This window comes from Mycobacterium sp. (assembly GCF_035603715.1).
Classification (GTDB): domain Bacteria; phylum Actinomycetota; class Actinomycetes; order Mycobacteriales; family Mycobacteriaceae; genus Mycobacterium.
Genome location: NZ_DATNJW010000056.1, coordinates 1 through 22,320, shown reverse-complemented (window position 1 = coordinate 22,320; position 22,320 = coordinate 1). Strand labels below are relative to the sequence as shown.

Annotated in this window: 18 protein-coding genes and 1 pseudogene; 11 read left to right on the top strand and 8 right to left on the bottom strand. The window is 63.6% G+C overall.

Translation table 11 applies throughout. The features are described 5' to 3' along the window. Positions 1–19 precede the first annotated feature (19 nt). The 11 genes from VN856_RS02220 to VN856_RS02165 all read left to right on the top strand — a co-directional run bounded on the left by VN856_RS02220 (position 20) and on the right by VN856_RS02165 (position 14,371). The gene (locus VN856_RS02220; RefSeq protein WP_325685717.1) at positions 20–1,555 is read left to right on the top strand and encodes a catalase; all 1,536 of its coding nucleotides are present in this window, start codon (positions 20–22) and stop codon (positions 1,553–1,555) included. Positions 1,556–1,944: 389 nt separating this feature from the next. Beyond that, positions 1,945–2,373, top strand: coding sequence for a DUF5313 family protein (locus tag VN856_RS02215; protein WP_325685707.1), 429 nt, complete (start codon positions 1,945–1,947; stop codon positions 2,371–2,373). A 746-nt stretch (positions 2,374–3,119) separates the two neighbouring features. Further along, positions 3,120–3,443 (top strand): hypothetical protein, encoded by a 324-nt coding sequence (locus VN856_RS02210; RefSeq protein WP_325685705.1) that lies wholly within the window; start codon positions 3,120–3,122, stop codon positions 3,441–3,443. Positions 3,444–3,619: 176 nt separating this feature from the next. After that, positions 3,620–5,044, top strand: coding sequence for a hypothetical protein (locus VN856_RS02205; protein WP_325685704.1), 1,425 nt, complete (start codon positions 3,620–3,622; stop codon positions 5,042–5,044). A gap of 823 nt (positions 5,045–5,867) precedes the next feature. Continuing rightward, the gene (locus VN856_RS02195; RefSeq protein WP_325685701.1) at positions 5,868–7,193 is read left to right on the top strand and encodes an adenylate/guanylate cyclase domain-containing protein; all 1,326 of its coding nucleotides are present in this window, start codon (positions 5,868–5,870) and stop codon (positions 7,191–7,193) included. Positions 7,194–7,268: 75 nt separating this feature from the next. After that, complete coding sequence (locus VN856_RS02190) at positions 7,269–7,850, top strand: HdeD family acid-resistance protein (protein WP_325685715.1); 582 nt, start codon at positions 7,269–7,271, stop codon at positions 7,848–7,850. Positions 7,851–7,943: 93 nt separating this feature from the next. Next, positions 7,944–9,401, top strand: coding sequence for a cytochrome ubiquinol oxidase subunit I (locus VN856_RS02185; RefSeq protein WP_325685699.1), 1,458 nt, complete (start codon positions 7,944–7,946; stop codon positions 9,399–9,401). A 30-nt stretch (positions 9,402–9,431) separates the two neighbouring features. Next, a complete protein-coding gene (gene cydB / locus VN856_RS02180; RefSeq protein WP_325685697.1) occupies positions 9,432–10,472 on the top strand; it encodes a cytochrome d ubiquinol oxidase subunit II in 1,041 nt (346 codons plus the stop codon). Positions 10,473–10,519: 47 nt separating this feature from the next. Next, positions 10,520–12,133, top strand: coding sequence for a thiol reductant ABC exporter subunit CydD (gene cydD / locus VN856_RS02175; RefSeq protein WP_325685713.1), 1,614 nt, complete (start codon positions 10,520–10,522; stop codon positions 12,131–12,133). Then, positions 12,120–13,823 (top strand): thiol reductant ABC exporter subunit CydC, encoded by a 1,704-nt coding sequence (gene cydC / locus VN856_RS02170; protein WP_325685695.1) that lies wholly within the window; start codon positions 12,120–12,122, stop codon positions 13,821–13,823. The genes cydD and cydC overlap by 14 nt, the downstream gene beginning before the upstream one ends. Next, a complete protein-coding gene (locus VN856_RS02165; protein ID WP_325685693.1) occupies positions 13,820–14,371 on the top strand; it encodes a DUF4190 domain-containing protein in 552 nt (183 codons plus the stop codon). Before cydC ends, VN856_RS02165 begins: the two co-directional genes overlap by 4 nt. A gap of 4 nt (positions 14,372–14,375) precedes the next feature. On the opposite strand, the gene VN856_RS02160 is transcribed toward VN856_RS02165, so the two are convergent. The 8 genes and pseudogenes from VN856_RS02160 to VN856_RS02125 all read right to left on the bottom strand — a co-directional run. Then, positions 14,376–15,770, bottom strand: coding sequence for a bifunctional lysylphosphatidylglycerol flippase/synthetase MprF (locus tag VN856_RS02160; RefSeq protein ID WP_325685691.1), 1,395 nt, complete (start codon positions 15,768–15,770; stop codon positions 14,376–14,378). A 110-nt stretch (positions 15,771–15,880) separates the two neighbouring features. Beyond that, on the bottom strand, positions 15,881–16,720 hold the full coding sequence (locus VN856_RS02155; protein WP_325685711.1) for an acyl-CoA thioesterase II: 840 nt from the start codon (positions 16,718–16,720) through the stop codon (positions 15,881–15,883). A 43-nt stretch (positions 16,721–16,763) separates the two neighbouring features. Continuing rightward, a complete protein-coding gene (gene pyk, locus VN856_RS02150) occupies positions 16,764–18,182 on the bottom strand; it encodes a pyruvate kinase (protein WP_325685689.1) in 1,419 nt (472 codons plus the stop codon). Positions 18,183–18,243: 61 nt separating this feature from the next. Beyond that, positions 18,244–18,681, bottom strand: coding sequence for a DUF2752 domain-containing protein (locus VN856_RS02145; protein ID WP_325685687.1), 438 nt, complete (start codon positions 18,679–18,681; stop codon positions 18,244–18,246). Next, entirely contained in the window at positions 18,681–19,967 is a 1,287-nt protein-coding gene (locus VN856_RS02140) for a prolipoprotein diacylglyceryl transferase (protein WP_325685685.1), read from the bottom strand. Before VN856_RS02140 ends, VN856_RS02145 begins: the two co-directional genes overlap by 1 nt. Continuing rightward, positions 19,964–20,776: a tryptophan synthase subunit alpha gene (trpA, locus tag VN856_RS02135; protein ID WP_325685683.1), complete on the bottom strand. Its 813-nt coding sequence runs from the start codon at positions 20,774–20,776 to the stop codon at positions 19,964–19,966. The genes VN856_RS02140 and trpA overlap by 4 nt, the downstream gene beginning before the upstream one ends. After that, positions 20,773–22,047, bottom strand: coding sequence for a tryptophan synthase subunit beta (gene trpB / locus VN856_RS02130; RefSeq protein WP_325685709.1), 1,275 nt, complete (start codon positions 22,045–22,047; stop codon positions 20,773–20,775). The genes trpA and trpB overlap by 4 nt, the downstream gene beginning before the upstream one ends. A gap of 42 nt (positions 22,048–22,089) precedes the next feature. After that, a pseudogene (locus tag VN856_RS02125) lies at positions 22,090–22,320 on the bottom strand (indole-3-glycerol-phosphate synthase TrpC); the annotation flags it as partial.

The following is a 22,320-nucleotide window of genomic DNA, read 5'->3' as shown; positions in this document are numbered from 1 at the left end:
CGTGTCTGAGAGGACCCAGATGAGCTTGAACAAACATCACGACGGTGAGGCTGGCGCGAGGGCCGGCAGGTTGACCACCGCGGCTGGTGCGCCCGTCGTTGACAACAACAACGTGATCACCGCCGGCCCGCGTGGCCCGCAGTTGCTGCAGGACGTGTGGTTCCTAGAAAAGCTGGCGCACTTTGACCGCGAACTCATCCCTGAACGTCGCATGCATGCCAAGGGTTCGGGCGCCTATGGCACGTTCACCGTAAGCAACGACATCACCCGCTACACCCGCGCAAAGCTGTTCTCCGAAGTCGGCAAGCAGACCGAGATGTTCGTGCGGTTCTCGGTCGTCGCCGGCGAACGGGGCGCGGCCGATGCGGTCCGCGACATTCGCGGGTTCGCCATGAAGTTCTACACCGAAGAAGGTAACTGGGACATCGTCGGCAACAACACGCCGGTGTTCTTTCACGCCGACCCACTGAAGTTTCCAGACCTCAACCATGTGGTCAAGCGCGACCCGCGCACCAATATGGCCAGCCCGCGCAACAACTGGGATTGGTGGAGCCTGCTACCGGAATCGTTGCATCAGGTCACCATCACGATGAGCGAGCGCGGTATCCCGGCCTCGTATCGCCACATGCACGGCTACGGTTCCCACACGTTCAGCCTGATCAACGCCGACGGCCAACGGCACTGGGTGAAATTCCACCACCGCACCCAGCAAGGCATCAAGTGCCTCACCGACGCCGAGGCCGCCGCCGTGCGGGGACACGACCTCGACAGCAACCAGCGAGACCTCTACGAATCCATCGAACGCGGCGACTTTCCCCGCTGGAAGTTCTATATCCAGGTGATGCCGGACGCCGACGCGGCCACGATGGCCTACAACCCGTTCAACCTGACCAAGATCTGGCCCCAGGGCGACTACCCGTTGATCGAGGTCGGCGAGTGGGAGCTCAACCGCAATCCGGACAACTACTTCGCCGAGGTCGAGCAGGCAGCATTCGCCCCTTCACGGGTGGTGCCCGGCATCGGCTTTTCCCCCGACAAGATGCTGCACGGACGGCTGTTCTCCTATCCCGACGCGCAGTACTACCGACTCGGGGTCAATCACCAAATGATCCCGGTGAATGCGCCGCGGTGCCCGGTGCACAGTTATCACCGCGACGGGGCGATGCGCGTCGACGGTAACTACGGCAGCACACTGCACTACGAGCCCAACAGCTACGGCCAGTGGCAGGAACAACCGGCCTACCGCACACCGCCAGATCCCCTCGGCGATGTCGCCGCCGACCACTGGAATTTCCGTGAGGACGACGACGACTACTACTCCCAACCGGGCAACCTATTCCGCACCATGAACACCGCACAACGCCAAGCCCTATTCGAGAACACCGCAAGGAGTATGAACGGCGTCCCCGCCGAGATTCAGCAGCGTTGGATCAGCCACTGTGCGTTAGCCGATCCGGCCTACGGTGCCGGCGTCGCGACAGCGATCGAAAAACTAGCCAAACAATCGGGCTCCGCAACTGCGGGAACGCCGGCGAAACAACGGATCACCCACTGAAACCAAAGTCTGCTTTCGTGACCGATTGAGATGCGCTGTCGTGTCGGGCCCCTCTGCCAGTCCGCACACAGTCCGCACGGCACCAGCCCGCGTCCACCTTTTACCACCAGTGACTCGCGGATAACACACGCATGAACAGGCCGTTTGCTCCCCCAACCACTAATCGCCACCAATCACACCAAATTGCCGCGACCTGCGGTTTTACAGCTAAGACGATTTCAAAACACGTCCAGTGTGAGTTCGAATCTCACCGAGGGCACCAACAAAACCCAGCTAGATAGAGTTCTGCAATTCGCAGATCGCCGATAGGTGGGACTTGCCAGGTAGCAGGTAGCGCGGTGTGGTACTGGCATGGACGACACGGCCACGCCGAATACCGACGATGAGGTATGACCACTTACACCAAACCCGCTATCGCCCGCCCTGATCCAGTGCGCTGGCTCTGGTACACCTTCGGCGGCAAGCTCCCGCGGGACTACCGCGGTTGGGTGCTGCGCGACACCACTGCCCGCACACGCTGGTTGCGCCAGGTCGTGCGCGCCGCGGTGCAGGTCGTGCCGGCCGCGCTTTTGATCTTGGCGGTGATGCCGCCCGGTGTGCTCACCTGGGCGTCAATCATCCTCGGCCTGCTGCTGGCGCTGTGGTACTCCGTCGCCTACATCGACCAGACCGCGGAGCGGCGTCTGGTCAAGCACGGGTACGCGCCGGGAACGCTGGAGATGGCACTGCGTGAACGGTATCTGCGCGAGAACGGGGACGGGATCGTGCGCTATATGGCGACCTACCGGCACACGCACATGGGCGTCGAGGAGTGCTGAGGGCCGCCCTTCACTGTTTCGACGTACAGCTACTCCGTGGTCGCTAGGAGTTACAGCCCGATTGACGAGAGCACGTCGGCGAAGATGGAGGGGTCTATGACCGACGCTGGGTCCACGCCGGCCGCGAGATCTGCTGCTGACGAGGTGGCAAGACCACCCGTCAAATCAGCAAGCAAGCTCGCAATGGAAACATCCAAACCGGCGCCGGTGAGGTTTAGGTCAGCGCCGATCACCGTGAGGTGGCCGGGATCGGCTTGTTACCGGGGCAAGTAACACCGACGGGTCGGACACCACTGATCCACCGCTGCCGACCGGCGTCCGCGGCAGCGGTTGACGGCGTTGCGGCCAGCCATGCTTCCGCACCCAGCGCTACAGCCGATCCGCCGACCCGGCCGATAAATGCAGCAGATTCCTCCACGAAATTCTCCCCGTCACGCTGGTACAAAATCGATGGAGCTTAGTGAATGCGGTGGTGACCCTTCGCGGGGAGAACGATTTCGCGCCTGAGAATAACCTAAGCTCAGCTGAGAAAACAAAGTGAAACGTCAGGAAAGCCCGAAGAAAATATTATTCACGAAATGAAAATTCGTTCCGCAGTCTGAAATTAAACTTTCACAACTGAGCCTCGCATTGCGAGAGCTCGACCACATCATTAGCCTTACTACATGCCGATGCTTGACCGAGACGGGCGGACCGCTCGCCAGAGCGTGTCTCGTCTCCTCAGTAGGAGAGTCCGCGACAGCGAGATGGCCGTCGCACTCGATGTGTCCCTGAGCACCTTCAGCCGGCGGAAAGATAAGCTCGATTTCCCTAGTTACGGTGAGCTGCACCGGATTTCAGAATACTTCGGCGTTGACGAGACGATCCTGCTGGTCGACTTCGGGTATGTCGATGTCACCAGCCTCAACGACCAGCTTCGGCAGCGCTACGCCTCCTACCGCAACGCCCTGGACGTGATCAAGTCACTGCGCAAAAACCCCAACCCAGGCGGCGGCAGTGGGCTGCGCGCCGATATCAAGCCGCACCGTTCAAAAAGCGTTGGCGCGGGCTGCAGTAATTCAGACGGGTGATGCTGCATTAAGCCGGCCCCGTGCAGGTTGCAGCTCGCTGTTTAATCCATGCTTTTATGCTGGGAACTTGCTGGGACCATACCTGTCCAAGTTAAATGGCGTTCAGCCTTCGCTTAAGCTTGGGTAATTCTCCGACGTGTTTTAAAGCATAAGCACGCCCAATTCACAGGGGTCAAATGACCAGCGCTCGTCGCACCAGTTGTCGTGCCCGCCAATGGACTGCCGGTGCGGGGTTGGCTGCCGCCGCCGCGGTGATCGGAGTGGGTACGGCCCACGCTGACACGCCGTCGGATGTGCTTGCCGCCGGTGTTGACCCCAACGACGCTCTGGTTCTGATTCCGGCGGAAAACCAGGAGTATGCGGACGTCGCCAACGCGCTGTACCTGGAACCGAACGGGTTCAACGGTGCCGCAACGGTTTTCATTACACCAGACGCGGGGAACGAGGTGCAGAACGTTGCACCCGGAGTACAGGCGTTAGTCCAAACGATCGAAGCCGACTACACCGCCGGCGACTTGAGTTCAGCGGCTCCGCTCTACGTCTTCGGTTATTCGGAGGGCGCGGTCGAGGAAGGGCTGGCTGAGCAGCAGTTATCCGACTTCGGCATACCTCAGGGCGACCTGCATTTCGTCATGGTGGGCGACAGCGCGTCTGCCGAGGGAGGGTTTCTGAACTCGGTCATCGACTCGCTCCCAGAATCCGAGCAGCAGTCCGCCACAGAGCTTTTCGCACAACTGGGCCTTACGACTCCGGTGCTGGGTGCCACGACCCCCGACAACCTCTATCCCACCGACGTGTACTCGCTCACGGCAGATGGCTGGACCAACTGGGACGGCGGCGCCAACACCTACGGCATGTTCACCGATCACCTGGAATACCTCGGTCTGACGCCGGCCGAGATCGCCACCGCTACCGAGACGACGAACGGTCTGACCAACTACTACACAATCGACAACGCCAACGTGAACGACCTGGAAGCGTTGTACAACCAGGCCCTGCTGGCCCTGGACCTTCCTCCCGGCAACGTCACCACCGACGCGAGCGCGACTGCGGCCACGGAAGCAGCGACCAGCGCCTCCAGCGCGGCCGCCACCCCCGACGACGTCATCGGCCAAACGATCACCGACCTGAATCAGGGCACTGCGGTGTTGGACACGGCTTCCACCGCTGATCTCGGCACTCGGTCGGCGGATCTTCTTTCCAGCCAGGAGGGGCTCGCGAGCCAGCTAGATCCGCTCCTGACCCAGTTGGGCTCGCTGCAAGACCAGCTGACCCCGACCGACCAGACTTTGTTAGCCGGCGTCGACGAGCAGATGGTGTCTGCGGCCCAGAACATTCTGTCGGCTGACCAGGCCTTTGTCGCTGCCGACCAAGCCGGCGATCTCAGCAGCAACGGCTTTACTTCAGCGGACTTCACGGTGCTAGGTGCTGACTTCAACTTCCTCGGAGCTTTCCTCGAAGCAGACGGGGCCGGCATCCTCGCCGATCTGACGGGTGGTTTCGACCCCTCGTCAGCCGCCGATCTCGCGTCGAGCCTGGACCCCGCCACCGTCATAGACCCCTCCATCTTCGCCGACCTGCTCTCGTCGATCGGGCTCTAACCTCCCACGGCGGGCGATGCGGCTGGCGCCGTTGACCCGTCGTCGTTTGCCGATCTGCCCGGCAGGCGTCGAACCCCCAAAGCAGGCGGACGTAAACCTTAAGTTGAGCCGCATTCGACTCTCAGCACTCTGACAGCTGGCAAATCTAAACTCGCCTCCACGTTCAACATGCCGCGCCGGTCCGTGGAAGCGAGAAGCCTGGTCGAACTGTGCCTGCCATCCACCCCTGCCTCACCGACACGGCTTTATCGCGCCGCACACTTCAGCGAGGTATAGAAAATGAACTTCTGGTCTCTGGGCCTGCGTGTTGTAGGGATAGCTTCTGCTGCGGCAATCGTTCTCAGTCCTGCAGTTGCAAGCGCAGACCCGCCCGGCACGCAAGACCCGCACCAGCCGGACATGACTAAGGGCTTTTGTCCGGGTGGTCGATTTGGTTTCGGCAAATTGGGCGTCTGCGACGGCGAAAAGTATTCTGACGGCTCATATTGGCACCAATGGATGACCCGCTATATAGCCGGCCCTCAGTTTTACTACGACTGTGTGGGCGGCGACGAACCACTACCGGGTCCGCCACCGCCTGGCGGTTGCGCCGGCGATATTCCTCGCGATCAGCCCCCACCTCCCGCGCCCGGCCAGCCTCCCCCTCCTGCATCCTGACCGAGAAACCGCGGATGAACTGCATCAAGCGGGATGCTGTCCCTTCCTTTTAGCGTGACCGACACCAAGGTCGCCGGCGTTCGTGGTGGCCAGCCATGAGGCGAATCTAAGTCGAATCTCACCGAGGGCACCACACGGCGTTCCATCCAGCCGTTAGGCTTTCTCTGTGGTGGCTAAGCGGTGCGCCGCCCAGCAGCCAGCAGGTTCGCGGCGATCACCAGACTGCGTAGAGGCAGTGCGGGCGCAGCCGCGTGCCCGTAGTCAGGTGTATTCCGATCGCATCGCGCGTCGCCGCCGCATCCTGAACCTCACCGCGTCCATGGCGGTGTTCGTCAGCGCCGGCTTCGGGTTGGTCGAAGTCATCGCATCACCCCAGCTGTGGTGGACCGGCGTTCTCAACATCGTCGGCGCCGCGATCTACGCCACCGTCCCGATGCTGCACCGCTTCGGTGAGCTGTTCCCGCCGTTGACTTTCATCGGCACGGCCTACGTGTCGATCTTCACCATCTGCTGGTTCGTCGGCACCGGCTCGGGACTGCAGTTCTACTTCCTGGTCGCGGCCTGCCTCATCGTGCTGCAGCTGGGGGTCGATCGCATTTTTCTCGCCGCGATTCTGGCTGCCATCGCCGCCGGCATGGTGATCACGTTGCAGTTCCTGGTCCCCCGCGACACCGGCGCACAACCTGTCTGGGCCTTGTCGTTGAGCTTCGTCGTCACCACGATCTCGTCCTGCGTCATGGTCGTAACGACCGTATGGTACTCAGTTCGCGAAATCGTTCGCGCCGAAGCGGCTATGGAATTGGAGTACGAACGATCCGAGGCACTGCTGGCCAACATCTTGCCGGCCAGCGTCGCCGACCGGCTAAAAGACCCGGCGCGCAACATCATTGCCGATAAATACGACGACGCCTCAGTGCTGTTCGCCGACATCGCCGGCTTCACCGAGCAGGCCAGTGAGATGGAACCGGATCAGCTAATCCTTTTCCTCGACCGGCTTTACGGCGACTTCGACGCATTGGTCGACAAGCACGGACTGGAGAAAATCAAGGTCAGCGGCGACTCTTACATGGTGGTCAGCGGGGTGCCTCAGCCACGAGCTGATCACGTCGAGGCACTGGCAGCCCTTGCCCTCGACATGGCCGAAGCCGCAGGCCTATTGAAGGATCCCCGCGGAGATGCGCTGCCGTTGCGGATCGGGCTTGCCGCCGGACCCGTCGTCGCGGGCGTCGTGGGTTCGCGTCGGTTCTTCTATGACGTCTGGGGCGACGCGGTCAACGTCGCATCCCGGATGGAAACCACCGACTCAATCGGCCGGATCCAAGTGCCCGAGGAGGTCTATCGCCGGCTGAAGGACGACTTCGTGCTGCAGGAACGGGGCGTCGTCCAAGTCAAGGGCAAAGGTCCGATGCGTACCTGGTATCTCATCGGACGCAAACCCGACACTGGTTCCGACGACGTCGCAGCCAAGGCGCCGCAGAGGGTCGGGGCCTGACCGCTCCCCCAAATGTCCCACCGCGGTGGCGGTTTGTGGGAAAATTCGGCCATGGAAACCACCGCTGTACCAAAGATGTTGCCCCATCTGTGGAAGTCGACCCTGCTGTCCGGGATTTTGTCGCTGACCCTTGGCATCCTGGTGTACGTTCTGCCGGAACATTCCATCGTCATCGCGGCCGCGCTCTTCGGTATCTACCTATTGGTCACTGGCGCCGCGCAAGTCTTCTTCGCGTTCACCCTGCACGTCTCCGCGGGCGGACGAGTGCTCTCGTTCATCAGCGGTGCCGCTTCACTAGTTTTGGCGGTGCTGTGTTTTCGGCATTTCGGTCAGGGTTATGCGATTCTCCTACTAGCCATCTGGATCGGTGTCGGCTTCATCTTTCGTGGTGTGGCAACGTCGATCTCGGCCATCAGCGACCCTCACCTGCCCGGTCGTGGATGGCAGATCTTTGTCGGTTTGGTCAGCCTGCTGGCCGGCATTGTGATGCTCGGGTCTCCCCTGGAATCGATTGAGATCCTGACATTGGTCGTCGCCATCTGGCTGATCGTCATAGGGGCCTTCGAGATCGCGTCGGCGGTTGGGATCCGCAATGCCTCCAGGAGGTTGGAGAAGACCGTGGCGGGCGGACCACCAAAACCGGTGGAAGCGGTCTGACAGCCCGGTAGACAAGACAACTTCATAGCCACGATCGTGAGTTTCTACTACACTGCGTCGTAGTATCGATCCCCGTTGTCGGGAGGTGCTTGAGTGAACGTCGTCGACGTGTCACGTTGGCAGTTCGGTATTACCACCGTCTACCACTTCATCTTCGTACCGCTCACGATTGGTCTGGCGCCGCTGATCGCCGTCATGCAGACCATCTGGCTGCTCACCGACAACGTTGCCTGGTACCGGCTTACCAAGTTCTTCGGAAAGCTCTTTCTGATCAACTTCGCGATCGGCGTCGCGACCGGGATCGTGCAGGAATTCCAGTTCGGGATGAACTGGAGTGAGTACTCGCGCTTCGTCGGCGACGTGTTCGGCGCTCCCCTGGCCATGGAAGGCCTGGCCGCGTTCTTCTTCGAATCCACCTTCCTTGGCTTGTGGATCTTCGGTTGGAGTCGACTCCCCCGGTTGGTTCACCTCGCATGTATCTGGATCGTGGCCGTCGCGGTGAATTTGTCGGCGTTCTTCATCATCGCGGCCAACTCCTTCATGCAGCACCCAGTCGGTGCTCACTACAACCCGACGACCAAACGCGCTGAGCTGGAGAGTATCTCGGCGCTGTTTAGCAACAACACCGGCCTCGCGGCATTCGGGCACACGGTCACCGCCGCGTTGCTGACCGGTGGCACATTCGTCGCGGCGGTGAGTGCTTGGTGGATGGTTCGCTCCCACAGCCAGACCGAGAACGACGATGCCCGCAGCATTTACCGTCCAGCCACCGTCCTGGGATGTTGGGTCGCGCTGGCCGCGACCGCCGCAATCTTCTTCAGCGGCGACGCTCAGGGCAAACTGATGTTCCATCAGCAGCCGATGAAGATGGCGTCTGCCGAATCGTTGTGCGACACCCAGACCGATCCCGAGTTCTCCATCTTGACCGTTGGCAGGCAGAACAACTGCGACAGCCTCACCCGCGTCATCGAAGTCCCTTACGTCTTGCCGTTTTTGGCGAAGGGCAGGTTCCACGACGTCACGCTGCAGGGCGTGCGCGACATTCAGCGTGACGATCAACAGCGTTTCGGTGCGGGCGACTATCGCCCGAACCTTTTCGTCACCTACTGGTCCTTCCGCGCGATGATCGGCTTCCTGCTTTTCCCGGTGTTGTTCGCGCTTACCGCGCTATGGCTGACGCGTGGGGGGCGTATACCCAACGGGCGGTGGTTCTCCCGCCTGGCGCTGCTGACGCTGCCCACCCCAATTCTGGCCTGTAGCGCAGGCTGGGTCTTCACCGAGATGGGTCGCCAGCCGTGGATCGTCGTACCCAACCCCACTGGCGACCCGAAAATCCACCTGGTCGTTGCCGACGGCGTGTCCCACCATGCGCCCGCGATGGTGGTCATCTCCCTTGCGACGTTCACCCTGATCTATGCGGTGTTGGCGGTCATTTGGTTCTGGCTGCTGAAGCGCTATGTCGTTGAAGGGCCGCAAGAACACGACGCGGAGCCTGCTCCGCCGGCACCGCCGGGTGCCGACGAGGTCGCGCCGTTGTCATTCGCCTATTGACGACTGCCGTTCGACAGAGAGGAGCCTTCCGTGGCGTTGCACGACGTATGGTTCGGTCTTCTTGCGGTGTTGTTTCTCGGGTTTCTGATCCTCGAGGGCTTCGATTTCGGCGTTGGCATGCTGATGGAACCGATAGCCCGGATGGGCAGCGGCGACCGGGAACCGCGCCGCCGTGCAGTGCTCAACACCATCGGTCCGGTGTGGGACGGCAACGAGGTATGGCTGCTCACCGCCGGCGGCGCAATGTTTGCCGCCTTCCCGGGCATGTATGCCACGGTGTTTTCGTCGCTGTACTTGCCGCTGCTGGCGATCCTGTTCGGCATGATCGTTCGCGCGGTATCGATTGAATGGCGCGGCAAGATCGACGACCCAAAGTGGCGGGGCTGGGCCGATTTCGGTATCGCGGTGGGTTCCTGGTTGCCTGCGGTGCTGTGGGGGGTGGCCTTCGCCATCTTGGTCCGCGGCCTTCCGGTCGACGCCGACCACCAAGTCCACCTGTCCATCACCGACGTGCTGAACGCCTACACGCTGCTGGGCGGCGTGGCCACCTGCGGACTGTTCCTGCTCTACGGCGCGATCTTCGTCGTGCTGAAAACATCTGGCTCAGTACATGACGATGCATCGCGGGCCGCTGTTTGGCTGTCGCTGCCGGCGACGGTACTCGTGGCGAGTTTCGGGATATGGACACAACTCGCTCACGGCAAGGCATGGACCTGGCTGGTGTTGGCCGTTGCCGTAGTCGCGCAATTAGCCACCGTCGCACTGGTCTTCACTCGCAGGCACGAGGGTTGGGCGTTCCTGTGCAGCGCCTCGGTGGTCGCCGCCGTCGTCGTATTGCTGTTCGGGGCAATGTATCCCTATCTGGTGCCGTCCACGCTCGATCCGCAATGGAGCTTGACGGTCAGCAACGCATCCTCGAGCCCCTACACCTTGAAGGTCATGACATGGGCCGCTGCCATTTTCGCGCCGCTGGTGGTGGCGTACCAAGGTTGGACCTATTGGGTTTTCCGTCAGCGTATTTCGGCTGACCGGATACCACCGTCGATCGGCCTGGCGAGGCGAACACCCTGAGCGGTCGAGGTCCGCTGGATCCGCGTTTCGTCCGGACGTCCACGGCACTGCGACGTTTCTTGGTTGCAACGGTCGCGTGCGGCGTCGTGATCTCCGGTTGCGCAATCGTGTCCGCGATCCTGCTGGCGCACATCGCTTCTCACGTCATCACCGATCCGGCGGCACGCACGCTCGGGCAGTGGACGCCGACGCTGGCGATTCTCCTGTCGGTGTGGGTGGTGCGTGCCGTCGCGCAGTGGCTTCAAACACGCCTGGGCCAACACGGCGCCAGCGCGGCCATCGCCGACCTCAGCACGCGGGTTCTGGCGGCAGTCACGGCCACTGAACCCAGAGAGTTGGCGACAGTGCGCGACGACGCGGCCGTGGTCGTGACTCGCGGACTCGATGCGCTGCGCCCATATTTCACCGCTTACCTGCCGGCCCTACTGCTCGCGGCGATTCTCACTCCAATCAGCGTCGTGGTACTTGGCGTCTACGACCTCAGATCGGCTCTGATCGTGGTGATCACGCTGCCGTTGATTCCGCTCTTCATGGTGCTGATCGGTCTCGCGACCGCAGATCGCTCCGCGGCGGCACTGACCGCCATGGCGACCCTGCAGGCGCGGTTGTTGGACTTGATCGCCGGTATTCCGACGCTGCGGGCGCTGGGACGCGCCGACGGTCCCGAGCATCGAATCACCGCGCTGAGCGCCGCCCACCGGCGCTCAGCGATGGCGACGCTGCGGATCGCGTTCCTTTCGGCGTTGGTGTTGGAACTTCTTGCCACCCTCGGCGTCGCCGTCGTCGCGGTCAGCATCGGCCTGCGTCTGGTCTTCGGCGAGATCAGTTTGACCACCGGCTTGACCGTTCTCTTGCTGGCACCCGACGTCTACTGGCCCCTGCGCCGCATTGGCGTGGAATTCCATGCAGCGCAAGATGGCCGCGCTGCCGCCGACAAAGCCTTCGAGCTGATCGAGAGATGCCCGATTACCGTGCCGGGTTCACGCACGGTGTCGGCACGTGGCGCCGAGATCGTTCTCGACAGACTGAGCGTCGCTGGCCGCGACGGGTGCCGCCCGAGCGATCTCAGCGCCGTCATCCGGCCGGGCCGGGTTACGGTGCTCACCGGTCGCAACGGCGCGGGGAAAAGCACCGCGTTGCAGGCCATCACCGGGTTGACCACGGCCACCAGCGGTCGAGTCACCGTGGCCGGGATCGATCTCGCCGATCTCGAACCGCACGCATGGTGGCAGCAGGTGTCCTGGCTGCCGCAGCGCCCGATACTGATCCCCGGAACTATCGCCGACAACCTGTCACTCTTCGGCGATCTTGCCGATCCCGAAGCTGCCTGCGCGGCTGCCGGTTTCGACGACGTCTTGGCAAAGCTGCCGGACGGAACGCGAACCGTGATCGGGCGCGGCGGTGTCGGTCTGTCGTTGGGCCAGCGACAGCGCCTCGCCTTGGCCCGAGCGCTCGGATCACGTTCACCGATACTGCTTCTCGACGAGCCCACCGCGCATCTGGATGCTGCGACGGAAACCCAAGTGCTGCAGGCGGTTGTCGAGCGTGCGCGCACCGGTGACACGGTGGTGGTGGTCGGCCACCGCGAGCGGGTCGTCGGGATCGGCGATGACGTCGTCGACGTGGGCGAGGCAGAGGAGGTCGATCGTGCCAACGTCTGACCCCTTGCTCGCCGCGTTCCCGCTGCTGCGCCCGCGTCTGCCACGATTGCTGCTCGGCATTGCGCTGGGGGCGTCATCGCTTGGCAGCGCATTGGCACTGGCGGGAGTCTCGGCGTGGCTCATCACCCGCGCCTGGCAGATGCCACCCGTGCTGGATCTGTCGATCGCCGTTGTGGGCGTCCGGACATTCGCGATTTCTCGCGGCGTGCTGCACTATTGCGAGCGCCTCGTCACCCATGACACCGCGTTACGGTCCGCGGGCGCCGCCCGCTCACAAATCTATTCCCGACTGGCCCACGGGCCGGCCGAGGTTGCGACGCGATTGCACAGCGGGGACTTGGTGGCGCGGGTGGGCGCCGACGTCGATCAATTGGCCGATGTGCTGGTCCGTTGCGTGCTGCCGTTCGGTGTCGCTGCCGTGCTGGCGCTGGCTGCAACCGTGACGGTCGGGATCATCTCACCGCCGGCGGCGGCGCTGTTGGCGATCTGCCTGCTGGTCGCCGGCATTGTTGCGCCGTGGCTGGCGGCGAAAGCTGCAACCGCGCAGGAAGCGGTTGCACGTGACCATCATTCCGCACGCGACGTGGCGGCGATGCTGGCCCTACAGCACGCCCCCGAATTACGAATCGCGGGTCGGCTGCCGAGCATCGTTTTGGATTCACAACGTCGGCAACGGGCTTGGAGTGATGCCGTCGATGCCGCCCTCCGACCCGCCGCGTTGGCGGCCGCCATGCCCACCGCCGCGATCGGGGCCAGCGTGCTGGGCGCCGTGGTGGCGGCAATTGGGCTGGCGGGCAGCAGCGCACCCACGACATTGGCCATCTTGATGCTGTTGCCGCTGTCCGCGTTCGAGGCGACAACGCCCTTGGCTGCCGCCGCTGTTCAGTTGACGCGTTCGCGGATATCGGCACGACATCTACTCGACTTGACGCCGGTCACAAGTCCAATGCGCACTCCGCGTCCCCCATCGCGTCTGGCAGCGACAGCGACGCTGCACGCCCGCAGGGTGTCGGTGGCGCACTCCGGTGCGCGGGCGCCCGCCGCACCGGCGACGGTTGAACTGAAGCCGGGGGCAAGGCTGGCGGTCACCGGTCCCAGCGGGTCGGGCAAGACCACTCTGTTGATGACACTCGCCGGCTTGTTGACGCCCACGCGTGGTGAGGTCACGCTGGCCGGCACACCGCTGCGACTGATCGACGAACCAGAGCTGCGCCGTGCGGTCAGCTTTTTCGCTGAGGATGCACACGTGTTCGCGACGTCCGTCCGAGATAACCTGCTGGTCGCCCGTGGTGATTGCCCGGACCGCGACCTGACCGCCGCGCTGAACCGAGTCGGCTTGAGCGCGTGGCTGGCCGACCTACCGGATGGTCTGGATACCGTGTTGGCGGCGGGGACGGATGCGCTGTCGGCGGGCCAGCGCCGAAGACTGCTGCTGGCACGGGCAATAATCTCGCCCGCGCGGATTGTGCTCCTCGATGAGCCCACCGAACACCTGGACGCCGTCGACGCCGAACCCGTCCTGCTTCGTCTGTTGGATCCGCAGGGCGGCCTGATTGCAGCGGAGCGGACTGTTGTGGTCGCGACCCACCACTTGCCCGATCACATCTCGTATCCGGAATTGCGCATCAGCGCTGACGCGTATCCTGATGGACACCCGTCCAACGCCGCCCGACTAGAGAGCGAGTCATGACCGGATCTTCGGATACTCCGGACAGACGCGAAAACTTCCGGGGAACATCGCAAACCGGGCCGCCATACCCCTATCCCGATCCCTACCCGTATCGGCCCGCCGCCTCCCCCGGTGGCTACCCTCTGCCGCCGCCGTACGGTGGTTATCCGCCGCAGGCTGCCGCGCCCAGGAACGGGCTCGGTATCACCTCGCTGGTGCTGGCCGTCGTCGGGCTTCTCAGCGTCGCGACGGTCTTCGCGCCCATCGCTCTGGGAATCGCTGCGGTCATCTTCGGTTTCATCGGACATGCACGCGTCAAGCGTGGCACTGCCAACAACGGCGGGGTCGCGATCGCCGGGATCGTGCTGGGCGGCTTGGCAATCGTCGTCGGATTGGCGTTCATCGCGATTTGGACGACAGTCTGGAAGGACGTCCGCGGCGGAGATTACATCGACTGCACGCAGAAAGCCGGCTCCAACCACGTGTTGCAGCAGCAGTGCGCCGACCAGTTCCGCCGAAGCGTGCAAGACCGGTTGAAGGTGACGCTGACTCCGGTACCGAGCCGCTAGTACGCTACAGGCGGCGTCGTCGCGGCATCAGCTCCAGCGACAGCAGCACGAAAATCAGTGGCACCAGCTGTGTGAGAGACACCAGCGCGTAACGCCGTTCGCCTATTGCGTGAAATTTGCGCAGATATCTATACAACGACTCAAGCGCTATCAACGGGTCAAGGCGGTGGATCAGCCAGTAGAAGGTCGCTTGCACGCGGCCTCGGTCTTGGTCATCGAAAAGCTCTGGAAAAGCCGCAAAGGACAGCGAAATCCGTAGTGCGCCAGCATCTTTAGCAGCATTGATCATGTCGACGCTGAGCCGTTCGTCGACTCCGTTGGGCGCGCCGCGCCGCCGCCACGGAACTTCAAGAGTGATTTCGCTGCCGCCACCGGCTGTGGCGTATCGGTGAAATCCCTGCACACGTCCCAATCTGTCCCGCGCCACAACCAGTTGTATCCCCGGGAATCGACCCTCGAGAACACCATCCAGGCTCATGCAGAATCCACGATCGGTATGTGCTCCGCTGGGCGATGCCCGCAACACATCGGCCAGTTCAGCCACTTGCCTGTCGTCGAGGTCCTGCTCCGCGACGATCTCGGTGGTGATCCCGGAATTGTGGGTGCGCTGAACGGCCTGACGCAGGTTGCGGAATCTTCGCCCGGCCATCGTGAAATCGGCCACGTCGATGACGACATCCCGGCCAATCGGTATCGGCCGCAACGATGTGCCTAAAACCCTCGGATCGCTCCACAACCGAAGGCGGCGTTCGCTGCACGCCAGCACCACGATTCGCCAGCCATGGTCGTGGCAATGAGCGGCGAAATCGGCGATCAGTCGGGGGAACTGAGCCTCGTCGCCAACGGGGTCACCGCTGACAACCGCGTAGCCCATCCGAGTCCGGTACGAGATGGCCGCGCTGCCATCCACGTTGAACAGGTAGCACTTGCCGGCTTGCATAGCGAAGGGCGCCAGCGGGTCGCCGTTGGTGGCATTGATCAATGTCCACACCCGAGACAGGTCGCCGGGCTGCGGCCGTGCCGCGATCGGCCACATGAGAGCCAGGCCGGATCCGGCGATCAACGCGTCGCCAAGGAGATCGAAAGTCAGTACCCGCGAAGCAATCCCGGCGAACAGCACGGCGGCCGCAACGGCTGCGTGCCGGGCCGTGACCGGGCGTCCCAGGAAGAGACCACGCAGGACGAAGGCCACCGCGGCCAGCACCGTCACCGACCACTCCAGCCGATCGGTTGCGTGCCAGCCCGCCTGGATGTGGGCGCGCACGATGATCGCGATCAGCCAGCATGTCGTGCCAATAAGAGCCGCGACGCCAATCCAGCGCGTAGCCGTTGAATTGACGTGAACGAGTTGCTTACCTGAGCGGACCCCAGGCGCGAGACCGAGCGGTGACTCTTTCACCCGTACCTCCGGCTGGCTCTACGACCTAACCAACATCGACGATACGCTTCAGACCGGCGTCAGCGTAGTAGGCGAAATCGAGTGTTGCAGGGCGGTTTCCGCCTGCCCTATCAGCTTTTGTCGGGGAAGTATTTGACTAAGCCTTCTTGCACCACGGTTGCTACCGGCCGTCCGGATCGATCGAAGAAGTAGCCGCTACCCAACCCACGCGAATCGGCCGCCACCGGCGAGGAGGTTGAGTACAACACCCAATCGTTGAAATCCACCTGGCGATGAAACCAGACTGAGTGATTGACGGTTGCGGCAAAGATGCGGTCGAATCCCCACGACAGGCCGTGAGTCGTGATGATCGAGTCCAGCACAGTAGTGTCGGAACAGAAAATCATTGTGGCGGTGTGCAATACGGGGTTGTCGGGCAGCATGCCGTCAGCCCTCACCCAGACCCGATTGAAAGCCAGTCGATCGCCTTTTTCGCGCATCACCCAGGAGGGGTCGTTGGTGTAACGCCATTCGATTGGCTGTAGTGCGTTGACGAAATGCGGGACGGTCTCCTCATAGCCACGCAGCTGCTCCTTGACCGACGGCAACGCCTCCGGATCGGCGACATCGGGGGGCTCGACGTTGTGCTCGAGACCGCTGCCGCCGGCCAGGTAGGAGATCATCACGGTCGCCAGCAAGGTGCCGTCCTGCGTCACCTCGACGCGTCGGTTGGCAAAACGCCTCTCATCGCGCAGCCGGACGACGTGGAATTCGATGTCCTTGTCGGTGTCGCCGCCGTTGACGAAGTGCGCGGACAGCGAGTTGGGCGGCAGATCGCGGGTGCGGGTGCGGGCGGCGGCCACAAAGGATTGCGCCATCATCAGCCCGCCGAACGTGCGAGGCGGGTTCTTGCTGGGATGGGTTCCGACGAAGACGTCGTCGCCCTTCTGGTGCAGGTCCAGCACCGCCATCAGCTCGTCGAAGTCAGACACCGGCCCAGCTTAGTCAGCTGAGCTACACGTCCTCTTCACCGATGCGGTGCACATGAATCAGGTTCGTCGAGCCCACAGTGCCCGGGGGTGCCCCGGCGACGATGACCACCAGGTCCCCGCGCCGGTAGCGGCCAAGCGACAGCAGCGACTTGTCCACCTGGCGGATCATGCCGTCGGTGGTTTGCATGATCGGGACGATGAACGTCTCGGTGCCCCAGGTCATGGCCAGTTGGCTGCGCACCTCGGGCAGCGGGGTGAACGCCAGCAACGGCAACGGCGTGTGCAGGCGGGCCAGTCGCCGAACGGTGTCTCCGGATTGGGTGAATGCGACCAGCGCCTTGGCGTCGAGCCTTTCGCCGATATCGCGGGCGGCGTAGCTGATCACTCCGCGCTTGGTGCGCGGGACGTGCGTCAGCGGCGGGGCGGCCGTCGAATTCTCCTCGACGGCGCAGATGATCCGGGCCATCGTCTGGACCGCGGCCAACGGGTATTTACCGACCGAGGTTTCGCCGGACAGCATGACCGCGTCGGCGCCGTCGAGCACCGCGTTCGCGACGTCGGAAGCCTCAGCTCGGGTCGGACGCGAGTGCTCGATCATCGATTCGAGCATCTGAGTCGCCACGATCACGGGTTTGGCGTTCTCCCTTGCCATTTGGATGGCGCGCTTCTGAACCAGCGGCACCTCTTCCAGCGGCAGCTCGACACCCAGGTCACCCCGGGCGACCATCACCGCATCGAAGGCCAGCACCACCGCTTCGAGGTTGTCGATGGCCTCTGGCTTCTCGAGTTTGGCGATGACCGGCACCCGTCGGCCTACGCGATCCATCACCTCGTGAACCAGCTCGACGTCCGAGGGAGAACGGACGAACGACAACGCCACCATGTCGACGCCCAAATGCATGGCGAACTCGAGATCGTCGATGTCCTTTTCGGACAACGCAGGCGCGGAGACACTCATCCCGGGTAACGACATTCCCTTGTTGTTGCTGACCGGACCGCCCTCGGTCACCCGGCACACGACGTCGTCGCCATCGATGTGATCGACCACCAAACCGACGTTGCCGTCGTCGACCAGAACACGGTCGCCGGGCAGCGCATCTTGCGCCAGCTGCTTGTAGGTGGTCGAAACCCGGTCGTGGTTGCCGTCGCAGTGCGCAACCGTGATCCGCACGAATTCGCCGTCAGCCCAGTACGTCGGGCCGTCCGCGAAACGGCCGAGCCGGATCTTGGGACCCTGGAGGTCGGCGAGCACGCCGACGGCGCGCCCAGTCGCATTAGAGGCGGCCCGCACCCGGTCATAGGACGCTTTGTGGTCGCTGTAGTCGCCGTGGCTGAAGTTCATTCTGGCGACGTCCATTCCGGCTTCGACCAGCGCCCGGACCGCCTCGTCAGAGCTGGTGGCCGGACCGAGCGTACAGACGATCTTTCCGCGTCTTGCCACGACGACTCAGCATAGTCGCGCTAGCTGAGCATCTCGCGTCAGTTACGGATCGAGCAGCGGGCTAATGGGTGAGCAGCGTCGGAATCAAGGGGAATCCCGGCAGGTTGCGCACTATTGTCCAGGCCAGCAATGTGATCACGACGGTCGCGGCCGCCGGGAGTGTCATCGGTGACTTTCCGGCGCGTCGGCGCAGCAGCACCCACCCGGCCAACAGCGGGATGCCGACCAGTAGCAGGACGTTGTCGTTGATCGCCGCGATCAGGTCCCCGTGCAGGACGTCGTGGGTCATCCGCAGCCCGCCGCAGCCTGGGCAGTTCAACCCGGTAAGCAGCCGGAACGGGCATTGCGGAAAAAACGAGCCGGGTTGATGCGGATCGACCACTCCGATGTAGCCGAGTGCGCCGGCCAGGAGTGCGCCCGATCCCAGCAGGGCGTACGGGTGGTGTCGGTGCCAGCGCCCAGCAGGCCCGGTGGGGCCGTGCTGCGCCGGATTAGACATCAGTCGTGGTCCGGCCTGGACGAGCTGGATTCGGCCGGCTCCGGGTCGGAATCGGCCTCCGCAGCGTCCGGCGCTGCGTCGGTTTCGTCCTCGTGATCGTCGGCGGGCGGCGCGGCATCATCGGCAGGAGGCTCGGCATCCCCGTCCGCCGAGTCCTCTGCCGACTCGACCGTGGCCTCCTCCTCTACCTCCGGAGCGTCGTCGGACTCTGGAGCTGCGGCCACCTCGACCTCTGGCGAGTCGACTTCGGCCGCGTCGGCCTCAGCTTCGACGTGAGGTTCGTCGATCGCGGCCGTGTTGGCCTTCTCTGCGGCGTCGTCGTCGGTGGCGACGGGCGATGTCGTCTCGGACGCCGGTGTGGTCTCGGGCGCGGCATCGTCGCCGTCGTCGATCGAGTCGGGTTCCAGCAACTCAGCGGCCGAGCCGCTGAGCGCCGCCGGATCTTCGCGACCCTTGGGAGCCAGGATCAAATACACCACCGCGCCGATGAAGACGAACATCGAAGTGAAGGAGTTGATCCGGATGCCGGCGATATGTGTGGCAGTGTCGTCCCGGAGCAGCTCGATGCAGAATCGCCCGACGCAATACAGCGCGACATAGGCCGCGAACAGCCGACCGTGCCCAATGGTGTACCGCCGGTCCAGGAAGATCAGGATCGCGAATACCAGTAGGTTCCATAGCAATTCGTAGAGGAATGTGGGCTGGACAACCATCGCAAGCTGCCCGGTCGACACCCCGTCGAGCGAGTGCACGTCGACGAATCCGGCAGGGTCGCGACGGTAGAAAATCTCCAAACCCCACGGCATCGTGGTCTCGCGGCCGAACAGCTCTTGGTTGAAATAGTTCCCGATTCGGCCGATCGCCTGCGCGAGAACGATGCCCGGTGCGATCGCGTCGCCGAACGCCGGAAGCGGAATGCCACGACGCCGGCAGGCAATCCAGGCGCCCACACCGCCAAGGGCGACGGCGCCCCAGATCCCGAGTCCGCCGTCCCAGATACGCAGCGCCGCAATCGGTCCGGCACCGCCCTCGCCGAAATACGTCCGCCAGTCGGTCGCCAAGTGGTACAGGCGACCACCGATGAGGCCGAACGGCACGGCCCACAGCGCGATGTCGTAGATCACGCCGCGCTCGCCGCCGCGCGCCACCCAGCGTCGATCACCGATCAGCAGCGCGGCGATGATCCCGATGATGATGAACAAGGCGTAGGCCCTCAGCGGGATCGGCCCAAGGTGCCACACCCCCTGCGGCGGGCTCGGGAAATATGCGATGACCGTTGTCGTCATGACATGGAATTCCTCTGGCGCACACCGGCGGCGAGTTCTTCAGTTAACGCACGCATCGTCGACAGCCCATCGGTGAGCGCAGAGACGAGTGCCGAACCCACGATGACACCGTCGGCATAGCCGGCGATCTGGGCCGCCTGCTCTCGCGACCGAACGCCCAGTCCGACTCCGACGGGAATATCGGAAACCTCTTTGACCCTGGCCACCAATTCCGGCGCTGCGTTCGACACCGCATCGCGGGCGCCGGTCACGCCCATCGTCGATGCGGCATAGACGAAGCCACGCGATGCCCCCACGGTGGTAGCCAGGCGTTGCGGAGTCGACGACGGCGCCACCAGGAAGATGCGGTCTAACCGGTGTTGGTCCGACGCCGCCAGCCACTCGTCGGCCTCTTCGGGAATCAGGTCCGGAGTGATCAGGCCGGACCCGCCCGCTGCGGCCAGGTCACGGGCGAAAGCGTCAACCCCGTAGCGCAGCACCGGGTTCCAGTAGGTCATGACCACAGCACGACCGCCGGCCCCGCTGATCGCCTCGACCGCCGTCAACGTGTCGCGGACCCGGACTCCCCCACGCAGTGCGACCTCGGTCGCGTTCGCGATCGTCGGGCCGTCCATGCCCGGATCCGAATACGGCACCCCGACCTCGATGAGGTCGCAACCGGATTCGGTCAACGCCTTCATCGCTTCGATCGACGTCGGGACATCGGGGTACCCGGTCGGCAGATATCCGATCAGCGCCGCACGATTTTCACCGTGGCAAGCATCGAAAAGCGCTGCCAGGCCACTCTTCTCGCTCTGTTCGACGGTCATGAGCGCTCGTCGTCCGCTTTGTCGTCGAGCAAGCCGAACCACTTCGCGGCTGTCTCGACATCCTTGTCGCCGCGGCCGGACAGGTTGACCACGATGACCGCCCCGCTGCCCATCTCGACGCCCAGTTTGAGCGCACCGGCCACCGCATGTGCCGATTCGATCGCCGGAATGATGCCTTCCGTCCGGCACAGCAGACGGAACGCGTCCATCGCCTCGGTGTCGGTGATCGGCCGGTATTCCGCCCGTCCGTTATCCCGCAGCCAGGCATGCTCGGGACCCACACCGGGATAGTCCAGGCCGGCCGAGATCGAATGCGATTCGATCGTCTGCCCGTCGTCGTCCTGCAGCAGAAACGAGAACGATCCCTGAAACGCGCCGGGCGATCCGCCGGTGAATGTCGCGGCGTGACGGCCGGTTTCGACGCCGTCGCCGGCCGCCTCGAAGCCGACCAGCCGGACACCTGGGTCGTCCAGGAACGGGTGAAATATGCCGATCGCGTTGGATCCCCCGCCGACGCATGCGGTCACGGCATCGGGCAGTCGGCCGGCCTGATCCTGGATCTGTACGCGCGTCTCGAGTCCGATGACCCGTTGGAAATCGCGAACCATCGTGGGGAAGGGATGCGGCCCTGCCGCGGTGCCGAAGCAATAGTAGGTGTCGTCGGCGTTGGTGACCCAGTCGCGGAACGCCTCGTTGATGGCGTCCTTGAGAGTTTTCGAGCCCGATTCGACCGACACCACCTCGGCGCCCAGCAGTCGCATCCGGGCAACGTTGAGTGCTTGCCGCTCGGTGTCGACGGCGCCCATGTAGATCACGCAGTCCAAACCGAGCAGGGCGCATGCCGTCGCGGTGGCAACCCCGTGCTGGCCGGCGCCGGTCTCGGCGATCACCCGTGTCTTGCCCATCTGGCGAGCCAGCAAGGCTTGGCCCAACACGTTGTTGATCTTGTGAGAACCGGTGTGGTTCAGGTCTTCTCGCTTGAGGAAGATCCTCGCGCCACCGGCGTGCTCACTGAGGCGGGCGGCCTCGTACAGCGGCGACGGCCTGCCGGTGTAGTGCGTCTGCAACCTGTCGAGTTCGTCGAGGTACGCCTGGTCGGTGCGCACCTTCTCGTAAGCCGCAGTGACTTCCTCGATCACGGCCATCAGGGCCTCGGCGACAAGCCGGCCCCCATACGCACCGAAATGACCGCGGGAGTCTGGATCGTAGTGAGTGGGCTCAGCGATCGCGGCGCTTGATCGCGGAAGTTCCGGGCGCAAGATTTCTGCCATCATTAACGCTCAACGTACAAGCGGCTCATTGGGTTCGCCGGGCTAGCGGGACGGTTTGGGGCACGACGGATGCTTACCGGCGGTGACCAGGTCGGCGACGGCAGCGCGCGGATCGCCGCTGGTGACCAAACCTTCGCCGACCAGCACCGCATCGGCGCCTGCTCCGGCGTAGGCCAGCAGGTCGGCCCTGCCCCGGACCCCGGACTCTGCGACACGGATCACGTCGGACGGTAGCCCGGGAGCAATGCGCGCGAAGCAGTCTCGATCGACCCT

Coding starts and splice junctions, on each gene's coding strand:
- VN856_RS02155 (WP_325685711.1), bottom strand. CDS start 16,720: ATGGCGGTGCTGGACCTGCACCAGAAGGGCGACGACGTCTTCGTCGGA.
- VN856_RS02210 (WP_325685705.1), top strand. CDS start 3,120: ATGGCCGTCGCACTCGATGTGTCCCTGAGCACCTTCAGCCGGCGGAAA.
- VN856_RS02220 (WP_325685717.1), top strand. CDS start 20: ATGAGCTTGAACAAACATCACGACGGTGAGGCTGGCGCGAGGGCCGGC.
- VN856_RS02205 (WP_325685704.1), top strand. CDS start 3,620: ATGACCAGCGCTCGTCGCACCAGTTGTCGTGCCCGCCAATGGACTGCC.
- VN856_RS02140 (WP_325685685.1), bottom strand. CDS start 19,967: ATGACGACAACGGTCATCGCATATTTCCCGAGCCCGCCGCAGGGGGTG.
- VN856_RS02145 (WP_325685687.1), bottom strand. CDS start 18,681: ATGTCTAATCCGGCGCAGCACGGCCCCACCGGGCCTGCTGGGCGCTGG.
- trpB (WP_325685709.1), bottom strand. CDS start 22,047: ATGGCAGAAATCTTGCGCCCGGAACTTCCGCGATCAAGCGCCGCGATC.
- VN856_RS02190 (WP_325685715.1), top strand. CDS start 7,269: ATGTTGCCCCATCTGTGGAAGTCGACCCTGCTGTCCGGGATTTTGTCG.
- VN856_RS02215 (WP_325685707.1), top strand. CDS start 1,945: ATGACCACTTACACCAAACCCGCTATCGCCCGCCCTGATCCAGTGCGC.
- VN856_RS02165 (WP_325685693.1), top strand. CDS start 13,820: ATGACCGGATCTTCGGATACTCCGGACAGACGCGAAAACTTCCGGGGA.
- trpA (WP_325685683.1), bottom strand. CDS start 20,776: ATGACCGTCGAACAGAGCGAGAAGAGTGGCCTGGCAGCGCTTTTCGAT.